This window comes from Paenibacillus sp. P4_E11 (assembly GCF_056401635.1).
This window is the reverse complement of sequence record NZ_JBFUIX010000005.1, coordinates 22,607-35,085: the sequence shown is the minus strand read 5'-3', so window position 1 is coordinate 35,085 and position 12,479 is coordinate 22,607. Positions and strand designations below refer to the sequence as shown.

Annotated in this window: 6 protein-coding genes; 1 reads left to right on the top strand and 5 read right to left on the bottom strand. The window is 49.9% G+C overall.

What is annotated here, in order from left to right:
* Positions 1-2: 2 nt before the first annotated feature.
* On the bottom strand, positions 3-1,079 hold the full coding sequence (locus AC1DWB_RS03655; RefSeq protein WP_477539672.1) for a metallophosphoesterase family protein: 1,077 nt from the start codon (positions 1,077-1,079) through the stop codon (positions 3-5).
* Positions 1,080-1,227: 148 nt separating this feature from the next.
* Complete coding sequence (gene zwf, locus AC1DWB_RS03650; protein WP_477539671.1) at positions 1,228-2,799, bottom strand: glucose-6-phosphate dehydrogenase; 1,572 nt, start codon at positions 2,797-2,799, stop codon at positions 1,228-1,230.
* Between the two features lie 231 nt (positions 2,800-3,030).
* Between zwf and AC1DWB_RS03645 the strand changes: the two genes are divergently transcribed.
* On the top strand, positions 3,031-3,492 hold the full coding sequence (locus AC1DWB_RS03645; protein WP_477539670.1) for a hypothetical protein: 462 nt from the start codon (positions 3,031-3,033) through the stop codon (positions 3,490-3,492).
* 96 nt (positions 3,493-3,588) lie between these two features.
* On the opposite strand, the gene AC1DWB_RS03640 is transcribed toward AC1DWB_RS03645, so the two are convergent.
* The 3 genes from AC1DWB_RS03640 to AC1DWB_RS03630 are packed head-to-tail and all read right to left on the bottom strand — an operon-like array spanning position 3,589 to position 11,617.
* Positions 3,589-4,029, bottom strand: coding sequence for a GNAT family N-acetyltransferase (locus AC1DWB_RS03640; RefSeq protein WP_477539669.1), 441 nt, complete (start codon positions 4,027-4,029; stop codon positions 3,589-3,591).
* 49 nt (positions 4,030-4,078) lie between these two features.
* Positions 4,079-4,264, bottom strand: coding sequence for a hypothetical protein (locus AC1DWB_RS03635; protein WP_477539668.1), 186 nt, complete (start codon positions 4,262-4,264; stop codon positions 4,079-4,081).
* 48 nt (positions 4,265-4,312) lie between these two features.
* Complete coding sequence (locus AC1DWB_RS03630) at positions 4,313-11,617, bottom strand: cadherin domain-containing protein (protein ID WP_477539667.1); 7,305 nt, start codon at positions 11,615-11,617, stop codon at positions 4,313-4,315.
* Between the last annotated feature and the right edge of the window lie 862 nt (positions 11,618-12,479).

Below are 12,479 nucleotides of genomic sequence, written 5' to 3'. Positions count from 1 at the left end.
GATCATGCCTTCGCCTTATCCAGCTTCACTTTCCAGTTAGCCGCTTCGATCCAGGCTTTCTTGGAAAACTCGCGGCCTCTTAACTCGACCCGATCTTTGAATACCTGAACATACAGACCTTGAGACTTCGTCTGCCCATTGGACCTCGTACGCCCAACGGAAGCATTAGTAAACCAATGGAACGTCTCCTTCGTATAATGCGTAGTCCCGTTGTCGAAATCCTGATGCGTATGGCCCGAGATAACGAATACGTTCGGATAGTTCTTCAGAATGTCGCGGAACGCCTTCGCCGGAATAAGCCGGTGAGACCCGCCATCTTCGCCGATATTAGGAAGCGGTTGATGAATCAGGACGAAGATCGGTTTCCCATCATTATGCTCCGCCAGCTTGGCCTTGAACCATTTGAGCTGTTCCTCGGAATACCAGGCACCCTCACCAACCTCCGGCCGTTCCTGCATGTATACCTCTTGAGACAACATAATGAGTAGAACACCATTCAGGACAACGTCATGATAAGGCTTCGCATATCCCATGAACTGCTGAAACCGCTGACGCGACTGCTCATCAGTCTTCCCATTCGGAAGCGCGCCCGTGTTGAATCCGCCGTTTTTATCAATCCATACGTCATAATAGTCGTGGTTGCCCATATTCCCGTATATCTTCGGAAGTTTGTACGCGCCCAGAATCCCCTTAAGTTGGTTGTATTCAGTCTGCGTCCCGTAATCCGTTAGATCGCCGCCCATTAAGATGGCATCGATATTGGATTCGAAGCTCGTCACGTCATCCAGAGCCATCTTCAGCTTCACTGATGTAGACTCATCGTACATCGAGACATGCATGTCACTGAACACGAAGTATGATAATAACGGCACGGTTGTCGGAGGCTCGGCCTGCTCCTCCTTCTTCACCTTCTCTATGTTGGTTGGTGCAGGCGAGGACGGATCGGGTTTAGCATCAGAACCAGTTAACACCGAATACGGACTGTCCGAACTGGAAAGCCATTTGAAGAAGGTAAACCAGGCAGCCGCCAGCATTGCGGATAACCCTATTACCCATTTAAGAAAAGAACGTCTGGACATCCCTTCACTTCCGTTTCGGCAAGATTGCATTCTTATTATATCCGTTTTATATGTCAAATGTAAGAGAACTCGGCTCCTGTGCTCAAAAAATCACCCCACCAAAAAATAATGGACAAATCGGTCACCCGATTCATCCATTATCATTAGACTATTCTCGTTCTGCTCCATCCACGGATGAAACCCATACGACGTCACCCTCACGCTGCCCATTTACCGGCCACCAGCGGAAGCCGTCACGTTCCAACAGCTCGACAGCCGCCGTCGGCCCCCAAGAGCCAGCCGGATACAAGTGCAGCTCGCCGCGTCCCGAGTCCCAGGCTTGTTCGATCCGATCGACGAATTTCCAGGCCAACGCCACTTCATCCCAACGGGTGAAGTAGGTTGAATCACCACGCGCCGCGTCGTACAACAACCGCTCGTATGCTTCCGGCGTGTTAATCCCGGCCTCGGCACTCTTGGTGAACTCCATGGCGATCGGGAGAATCCCCCATTGTGAGCCAGGACGTTTGGTGTTCATCTTCAGATAAATACCTTCATTCGGATTCACCCGGAACACGAGTAAGTTCGGCTCAAGCGGAGTCTTCTGAGCGAAATAAATGTTGTCCGGCATGTTCTTGAACTCAATTACTACTTCCGTCGTCTTCGCCGGCAGTCGCTTACCCGTCCGTATGTAGAAGGGCACCCCAGCCCAGCGGAAGTTGTCCACGTACACCTTGGCGGCGAAATACGTTTCCGTCGTTGAATCAGATGGCACCGCATCTTCCGTACGGTAAGCCGGCAGCGGCTTACCCTGGTGAGTGCCAGCAGCATATTGTCCACGTACGACATTAGCTTGTACATCCTCATCCGTTGTGTAAGCTCGTAAGGAACGAAGCACCTTCACCTTCTCATCGCGAATGTCTTCCGGGTGCAGTCGGCTTGGCGGTTCCATCGCCATCATCGTGACCATTTGCAGCATATGGTTCTGCCCCATATCCCGCAAGGCTCCCGAGTGATCGTAATACCCGCCGCGCTCCTCCACCCCTACCGTCTCGCTAAGCGTAATCTGGATGTTGGCAATGTACTTGTTGTTCCACAGCGGCTCGAACAAGGCATTCGCGAACCGCACGACCTCAATGTTCTGGACCATTTCCTTACCTAGGTAATGGTCGATCCGATATACTTCATCCTCGCGAAACACTTCGCGAATCTGTTGATTCAGCTGTTCCGCAGACGCGAGATTATAGCCGAACGGCTTCTCGATCACGAGTCGATTCCAGCCTGTACAATCGAGCAAGCCCCCGGATTTCAAGTTATAAGAGACGCTGCCGAACAATTCCGGAGCCAGCGCCAAGTAGAACAACCGGTTGCCACCGACCTGGAACTGTTCATCCAGCTTGTCCGCCAAGCCTCGCAGCTGAACGAACCCGTCAACATGGTTAATATCAAGCGACATATAGTGAAAATGATTGGCGAACACGCTCCAGTTGTCATCGCTATCCGCCTTGTGCCGAGCAAATTCCTCAATCGAGCTATACAGATCGGAGCGGAATTGTTCATTCGTCCGATTACGGCGCGCAAGGCCGATAACCGCAAAGTTCTCAGCCAGCTTCCCCTCACGATACATGCTGTATAACGCCGGGAACAGCTTCCTTCTAGCCAAGTCCCCAGTAGCTCCAAAAATAAAAAATACGGCGCCATCCGCAATACGTGACGCGCTAACCGAATTTACGTCGCTCATGTTCATCATTCTTTCTTATGTAAGATAAATACCCCTCTAACAAATCCTTCGACTATGTAAAGTAGTTTAGCATATCGATGGCACACAATCCAACCCTCTGTATACAAAGTATAGCGAGATTTTATCTCTTGATCAAAAATGGGCGGCCGTACGCTGGGCTTACAACCATGCACAATCGCCTCGGGGAGAATAGCCTAATATCAGAAGACTCGAGGAGGTGCGATAGAGCACATGCAATATGCTCACCCGATAAAACAAGAAGAATGCCGATCACTAGTAGGGATGTACGTATGCGCCGTGATGCAAGATGGCAACCGACATTACGGCATCGTTAGCCGGACTAATAAAAACAGGCTGTATTTAAACGAACATGTGACAAGCGGCGGGAGAGGAAGCGGTGGAGGGAGTGGTAGTTCACCGTTCAAGAACGCCGGGGCGAATCACAAACCGAAATCTGCATCCATGCCCAAATCAAAAGCCAAGACCAAGACTAAAGCAAAAACCAAACAGAAAGCATGGACTAAGCAAACGATCGAATTAGCTAAGTCCCAACAAATGGAGGATGGAGACCCGTTCGAATCGTCCTACCCAGACCAATTGTCCAGTGACCAGCCCTCTTCCTATTCTCCATTCGGAACCAAGGCTGTGCTGGACCTGAATTCAATCGCCTATCTGTTCCCCGTCATGATCTAGTGTGCACATCTAGGGATACACTGACCGCCGCAGTGCCTACTTCGGTTCACGAAATGGGCACTGCGGCGGTTTCGTATGTCCTGTGCAATACCATGATTAAAGGCGCTTGCTCATCTCATAGCATTGGAACATGGCAATCTCAGCTTGAATGGTATACCCTTTGCGTTCATAAAATCGTTGTGCTTTCCGATTCGCTTGATCCACATACAGTACCGCCTGGTCGCAGCCATGCCGTCTGCCGAATCGTTCAGCTGTCTTCATCAACTGAGAACCTAACCCCTTCCCTTGGGCCTGTCTGTCGACCGCGATCATATCGATATTCAATTTCCTCCCGCGAATCAGACAACTGACGAAGCCGATCGGCTGGACGCCGTTCCTCACAAACACATACGTTGTATCGCCCGATAACCGCTTGGTCAGCGTACGCCGGTCCAGGGTCACACCTGGCATGGTCCGCTTCGTATAAGGCAGTAGTTCGCTGCGAATGAGATCTAATATTGATCTGTCGTCTCGTTCCGGTATACGTTTCCTTATCACTCGCCTCATCCCCCGACACCTGTTGAGCTCGCTACATCTTATGCGAGCTTCATCGGTTTGGCTTGGATGGATCAGTTATTTGAACAACAAAAAAAGAGCCATCACTCTTTGTGCCTATTTCACCCTTATCACCTCTAACACCATCTTCGCCCTTTACACCCTTATCACCTTTAGCACCTTTTAGTTCGTTCTCTGTGGTAGCTTCCACGAAGAACGCAGCGGATGAAGCAGCCATTTCACAAAGAACCCCACAAGCCGAAGCCTGCGGGGTTTATTACGCATTTTATGGATTGTATGTCTCAGAACCATCAAGTTCACGGATTGAATGATGTTTCAGCGAAGCTTCCTCAATATCCGGAAATGCCCAGTAGGATGAAGGGACATCGGTCCAAGTCGGCGTCGTAACCTGATGGAGTGGTCTACGATTCAACATCCGGTTCATGATCGTGACCGCTTCAGCCCGAGTGAGTTTTTGGTCTGGACGGTATGTGCCGTCCTCATACCCGCTAATAATGCGCTTCTCTTGTACTCTGTTGATTTCATCCTTAGCCCAATGCCCTTCAATATCTTTGAAGCTGCTGTTGCGCGTAATGACCGGAAGATTCAACCACCTTGAGACAATTGCAGCAATTTCGCCGCGGGTAATCGAATCATCTGGGTGGAATGTTCCACGATCATCGCCCACCATCAGCTTAGCCTGCTTCACCTGGACAATGGCTTGGAGAGCCCAATGATTTTGTGACACATCGGGGAACGGAGAACTGGTTCCAACAATGGTGTTGTTCGATTGAACAAGCAAGCGAGATAACATCATTGCCATTTCAGCACGGGATATGGCGTGATTAGGACGGAATGTCCCATCATCATAACCTTCCAAATACGGATCATGCTGGACCGCATTCCCCTTGATCGAAACGATCGTAAACGTACTGAATTTCTCAATTGCAATTTCTATACCTACAGGAACTCCCTTATCATCGAAAACAATCTTACCCTGTTGAAGCACCTTCTCCCCATCCGAGTGCTCAATATATACAGCTAGGGATGCCAAAAATTGTTCTTTCATACGAGCATCTGTCGGAATTTCGATGCCCCGGATCGGGAATGTCACCTGAACTGGCTTCTTCGAGAGATTGGTTTCGATGATCATCGGCACACCGACTATCTGTACATTCCGACCTCCCGCCACTTGAACAACGACTGGTGCTACAACCGTGCGTTGCTCAACCTTTTGACGCTCTTGTTCTTTCTTGATAGGAGTAATCTTGAAGAACAGATCTTCTGTATCTTCGATCTCTTTAAGCGAGTCTTGAGGTATCGTAATAACCGCATGCTCTGTCTCAATAGTCAGCCCCATGGTGTTCTTCGACAGCAAACCAATCGATTCCTTCGACAGGTTGACAATTACTTCGTCAACAGGCTTATCCTTCAGATCATCAATCAGAATTCTAATCTTATTGCTACCAGCTTCCTTTGAACGCGATATTGCTTCTTCTGTCGTCTTCTGACCTATATCAACCTGGTCTATAGCTTTTCCTTCTGGGCCTTCTATACGAACAATAGTAACTCGCACTGATGTCTTACCATTTCCATCATCCACTATAACTTGGCGACTGGATCCAGAATTCGTTGCTATTGGCTGTGGCTGCTGTGGATCCGGGTCATCCACTGTGACGATCAATTGTGCTGAGAACGTCCCGTACTTCGCCTCAAGGACCGTACTGCCTTCCCGAATACTCATCAGAACGCCTTGGCTAGAAATCGAAGCGATTCCTGCTGCGGTGAAGGTATAAGTCGCTTGAAGAGTTACCGGCTTCAACGAACCATCTGAATATTTAGCATTCAGAAGTAGAGCCAAGGACTGATTGGAAGCCAATGTAACAGATGCTGTCTCGAATTGTATACCTGTAATGATCGGATCAATGAACACCTCAGCCATTGCGGTGTAAGACCCATATACTGCAGTTACGACAGTATGACCAGCCTTCACACCTTGAATGTTACCAGCAGATGTAATCTGAACAATATTTGCCACAGAGGCCGTATAGGATGAAACTGCAGTCACATCCGCTTCTTGACCTGTTGAATATCTCATTTTAACGGAGAACGTGGTGGCATCGTTTTGCATCAACCGGTAGGACAAGGAATCAAAATATAATCCCATCGGCTTAGGCACTACATTCACAATGCGCGTTTGTTCCAAGGCTGGGTTGCCCACCAAGTCTACTGCATTATATCTTAGCGTGTAGCTGCCTACCGCACCCGAATATACACTGCCCGTAACCGTCGCTGTAAGCAATGACGGCACATTATCCGATACAAGTGCGCCTGGATCGGTAAATGGATCGCCAAGATAAATCGTAATAACTGATCCCTGGTTTAATTGAATACTTGGTGCTGTCTTGTCAATACGGATAGTTGCTTGTTCAATGGCGCTTACATTCCCGGCAGGATCCGTTTGTTTGACAAACAGAACTTGTTCTCCCTCTGTAACTATGCTTAATGGAGCTGTATACACGGACCAATCTGCGGAATTACCCAATTTGTATTCCAACAGATTATGCGTATCTCCATATACAGAGGCTGTCACATCGGTTCGTGTCCACTGGGTATGGCTTAATGTGATCGTCGGTTTGCCAGGTACAGTCACATCGACAAAGAAAGGAATAGAAGCGGTAAAAGCGCTTGTATTGCCGGCTTGGTCTTGTACCACCGCTTTCACGGTATGAGCACCCTCTGATAGACCGGAAATCGTGATTCCCCAGCTTCCGCCAGTAATTGAACCTATGTCGTATAAAGTATCGTCAATAAACAGCTGAATTTGTGCCCCCGATTCGCCAGTTCCCAGAATGGTAAAGGTGTTGCTAGTGAAGTACACATTTTGGGTTACACTCACTACTGGCGGTGCCGGAGGAGTTGTATCGACGAGAATTCCAGTAGTATTGGCCACGCTGTGTAACGTAAGATCGGCATTGTTCCCAGCTGCGTCTCGTAGGAAAGCACCATTCAGAGCTAGAGGTCCCGATACTTCAATCCCATTAGCATCATTATCCCCCGCCTGGATGACATAGCGAAATGCTAGCGCGTTACTGCCAGACCCAGACTGGTACACCGCTGATAAGGTATTGTTAGATCCCACTGTAAGTCCAAGGCTAGGTGAACCATTACCAAGAGTAACGATCTCATCGAAGCTAATTGTAAAATCTAGCGCATCCCCTGCGACGTAAGCTCTGTTCACCGGTACTTGCACAGATTGAACAGTCGGAGCTATTGTATCCACTTTAATGCCGGCAGTGCTTCCGGCACCTGACAGAACAAGCCCAGAGTTATGACCCGATAAGTCTTGCAGCGAGCTGCCGTTCAATACAATGGCTGGATCCATAAGTATACCGTCTGTATCTTCATCGCCAGTTTGAACGATGTAACGGAACAGCAGCTGATTGGTGCCGCTACCGGAAAAATACAAGGCCTGTTGAGCGGCTGCCCCGATTGTAAGCGCAATGGTTGGAATTCCACTCGATACTTGGACAGGTTCTGAGAAGAGAACACTAAAGTCCAATGTTTGTCCCGCACGGTAAATACCATCGCCAGGTATCGTTACCGATTGAATGCCTGGAGCGATATTATCGATAATGGTCACGGAGATTGATTGGACGTCCGTATTCGTACCGTCCGATACTTGCACGGTCACCTCATAAACATTGTTGTGGTCAGCGTCAGTAGGAGCAGTGTGATTGGGCGATGTATGGAAAGCTAACACGCCGGTTGTCGCATTGATGGTAAAGGCCGTCGCATCCGTTCCACCAGAGATGGAGTAGGTCAGCGTCGCGGTCGTATCTGCATCCGTTGCCGTTACCGTTGTCACTGCCGTCGTGTTCTCGTTCACGCTCACGCTGGCTGTCGCACCGCCACCGTTCGAGGTGATCACAGGTGCCGTATCATTCACATCGTTCACGGTCACCGTGATCGCCTGCGTATCCGTATGGACACCGTCCGATACTTGCACCGTGACGGCATAGCTTGCCTTCACTTCATGGTCAGGCGCTGCCAGGAATACCAGCACGCCAGTCGTTGGATCGATCGTGAACGACGACGCATCCGTTCCACCAGAGATGGAGTAGGTCAGTGCCCCGGTCGTATCTGCATCCGTCGCCGTTACCGTTGTCACTGCCGTCGTGTTCTCGTTCACGCTCACACTGGCTGTCGCACCGCCACCGTTCGAGGTGATCACAGGAGCCGTATCGTTCACATCGTTCACCGTCACCGTGATCGCTTGCGTATCCGTATTGACCCCGTCCGATACTTGCACCGTGATGGCATAGCTTGCCTTCACTTCACGGTCAGGCGCTGCCAGGAATACCAGCACGCCGGTCATCGGGTCGATCGTGAACGACGACGCATCTGTTCCGCCAGAGATGGAGTAGGTCAGCGTCCCGGTCGTATCTGCATCCGTCGCCGTTACCGTCGTGACCGCTGTCGTCGTGTTCTCGTTTACGCTCACGCTCGCCGTAGTGCCGCCTCCGTCCGAGGTGATAACGGGAGCCGTATCGTTCATATCGTTCACCGTCACCGTGATCGTCTGCGTATCCGTATTGACGCCGTCCGATACCTGCACGGTGACGGCATAACTTGCCTTCACTTCACGATCAGGCGCTGCTAGGAATACCAGCACGCCGGTCGTTGAGCCGATTGTGAATGACGACGCATCTGTTCCGCCTGAGATGGAGTAGGTCAGCGTCGCGGTCGTATCTGCATCCGTTGCCGTTACCGTCGTTACAGCCGTCGTATTCTCGTTCACGCTCACGTTCGCCGTCGCGCCGCCTCCGTCCGAGGTAATCGACGGGGTAAATTCGTTCACATCGTTCACCGTCACTGTGATCGCCTGCGTATCCGTATGGACACCGTCCGATACTTGCACCGTGACGGCATAGCTTGCCATCACTTCATGGTCAGGCGCTGCCAGAAATGCCAGCACGCCGGTCGTTGGGTCGATCGTGAACGACGACGCATCCGTTCCGCCAGAGATGGAGTAGGTCAATGTCCCAGTCGTATCTGCATCCGTCGCCGTTACCGTTGTCACTGCCGTCGTGTTCTCGTTCACGCTTACGCTCGCCGTCGCGCCGCCTCCGTTCGAGGTGATCACGGGAGCCGTATCGTTCACATCGTTCACCGTCACCGTGATCGCCTGCGTATCCGTGTTGACACCGTCCGATACCTGCACCGTGACGGCATAGCTTGCCTTCACTTCACGGTCAGGCGCTGCCAGGAATACCAGTACGCCGGTCGTTGAGTCGATCGTGAACGATGACGCATCCGTTCCGCCAGAGATGGAATAGGTCAGCGTCCCGGTCGTATCTGCATCCGTCGCCGTTACCGTCGTGACCGCTGTCGTATTCTCATTCACGCTCACGCTCGCTGTCGCACCGCCTCCGTTCGAGGTGATCACAGGAGCCGTATCGTTCACATCGTTCACCGTCACCGTGATCGCCTGCGTATCCGTGTTGACACCGTCCGATACCTGCACGGTGACGGCATAACTTGCCTTCACTTCACGGTCAGGCGCTGCCAGGAATACCAGCACGCCGGTCGTTGAGTCGATCGTGAACGACGACGCATCTGTTCCGCCTGAGATGGAGTAGCTCAGCGTCGACCCGGCATCCGCATCTGTAGCCGTTACCGTCGTCACCGCCGTCGTGTTCTCGTTCACGCTCACGCTGGCAGTCGCACCGCCCCCGTTCGAGGTGATCGACGGGATAAATTCATTCACATCGTTCACCGTCACCGTGATCGCCTGCGTATCCGTATGGACACCATCCGATACCTGCACCGTGACGGCATAGCTTGCCTTCACTTCATGGTCAGGCGCTGCCAAGAATGCCAGCATGCCGGTCGTTGGGTCGATCGTGAACGCCGACGCATCTGTTCCGCCAGAGATGGAGTAGGTGAGTGTCCCTGTCGTATCTGCATCCGTCGCCGTTACCGTTGTCACTGCCGTCGTGTTCTCGTTCACGCTCACGCTCGCCGTCGCGCCGCCTCCGTTCGAGGTGATCACGGGAGCCGTATCGTTCACATCGTTCACCGTGACCGTGATCGCCTGTGTATCCGTATTGACCCCGTCCGATACCTGCACCGTGACGGCATAGCTTGCTTTCACTTCACGGTCAGGCGCTGTTAGGAATGCAAGTACGCCGGTGGTCGGGTTGATCGTGAACGACGACGCATCTGTTCCTCCCAAGATGGAGTAGGTCAGCGTCGACCCGGCATCCGCATCAGTAGCCGTTACCGTCGTCACCGCCGTCGTGTTCTCATTCACGGTCACGCTCGCCGTCACGCCGCCTCCGTTCGAGGTAATTACAGGCGGGTTGGCATTGCCAGAACCTATACTATGTAGCACAAGATGACCGGTAGATCCGTTATACAATCCGAACCCGCCGTCATAACCCGGGAAATAATAATAAAGAGTACCATGTCCATCGTTATCGACTTGTTGCCAGTCTGATACTAGCGTTCCGTTGTTCTGATATTGTTTCCCGTATCCAACACGAGCTGCTGACGAATCATAACTGCCAAGAAGGAAACCGCCGTCTGCTAATGGAACTACCTTAGGTACAGCTATAGTCGTCAAATATTTCAAATCTGGATTGGTGATTTCCGTTACAGCCGTCCCATCGTCTTTCATAATTTTCAGATAGTGGTTTGAATTCGTTCCTGAATTGTACAGAATGGCATAACTGTCATTGGATAAACCAAATACCGAGGCGTTAGCACTACCGGGTATCTGGTTATTGGATATTTTAAAATGGTTATACCCGTTGATCGTTTTTTGTGTACCGTTGTTATTGTAGATGACACCATAATAATAAGTGCTGTTGTATGTATTGTAGGTAATCATGAATGTACCGTTATTGTTAGCCGCAATGCTGTGAGTGTAGGTAGAATCATAGGAGCCTAAAGCCTCGCGTGTACCTGTCTTATCGATAGAGGCAGGGGTTGTGACTGAATTACCAGAAGCATCAAAGATGCGCATGAAATACTCGTCACCGGCATTCTGCCATATAAAAGCGATATTCCCGTTCGATAGTTCGGCCCCATTTGTAAAGCAATTATAACTGGCAGTTTGCGTGCTGATATCCGTTGCTGATTTGCTGAGATTACCGGCTGCATCCAGAATAATGAATTGGATCATATTCCCCGTGTTATTGTCGCATCCATTGCTGGTGCCTTCCCAGGTAATGATCGTCTTACCGCCAGCAATCGGATAAGCTTTCAATGTACTGACATTTGATGCACGAGAGCCCATAATCGTACTGATATTTTGGGTAAATACGATGGTTCCCGTCTTGTCCATTACCTTATAATAATACGTTGTATTCGTAGAATCTTTATACAAAAGACCTGTCTTTCCGCCTGCAAGACCGATTGCTCCTCTCTCAAGAACAGCAGGATCCAAAGCCGTGAATTCAATAGCATTAGCATCTACCACCCCTGCGATCGCCTTCGGAATGAGCGGTCCTTGGAAAATCAAAGCAGCCATCAACAACCATACTAAAGTCCGTGCAATTGCTCTTTTCATTTGCTTATTTCTCAAAATATTTCCTCCAATGCATGTTGTGAAATCGATGGCCTAATAGCAATAAGAATATACTTGATTATCTTACTACACATCGGAATTCCTGTAATATAAAATATAGGTAAAAAGAACTAAAAGTTCGTCATATGCGCTTGCTCGAGAACCTCTGCCTGCGTATTCCTCCTTATTAGAATAATAGATTGTGAAAAAAGTAGAAGAAATCAACTGTAATTACTACATAACTGATACTTCGATATGAATTCTAGTGAAGGAACGCAGCTACCCAACTCACGATACTATCGGTTACGATCATGCCGAGAATCGTTATCTTAGGGACGTTTAAGTCGACATGAATCGACATATATATCATAGCAAAACTATTTGGACTAGATCTGAACTTACCCTTTATTTTTCTGAACAAAATCTGAACAAATGAAGACGAGATCAGGTCAAACCAACACTTGTCCCAATCTAGGAGCGGACGTTCGCCGCAAAACTGAATTCATTCTCCGACCAGCTGAAACCAATAAAAAAAGCTCCTATCGGAGCAACACGGTGAAGCGGGTTCGTCTTTAGCGGTAACTTTTTATGCCGAATCAGGATGCAACCTCTCGAAGTTTATACTATCTGATTCTGTAAGGATAAACGCCTAACGGCGTCCTTTGAAGCCGTGCGTTTGCCGAGACGATGAACAATCAGCGAAGTTATACTTTCTAAATCAACAAAAAAACGGCTATTCGCCGTTTATCCATGTCCGCTACCGTCCTGCCCCTCTAACAGGGCAACCGATTATCACGTTATTTACGCCACTTCTTACTCATCGCCCAAGTGAATGCTACAGTCAGGACGATGAAGATAACAAGCACAACTGCTTGCAAAC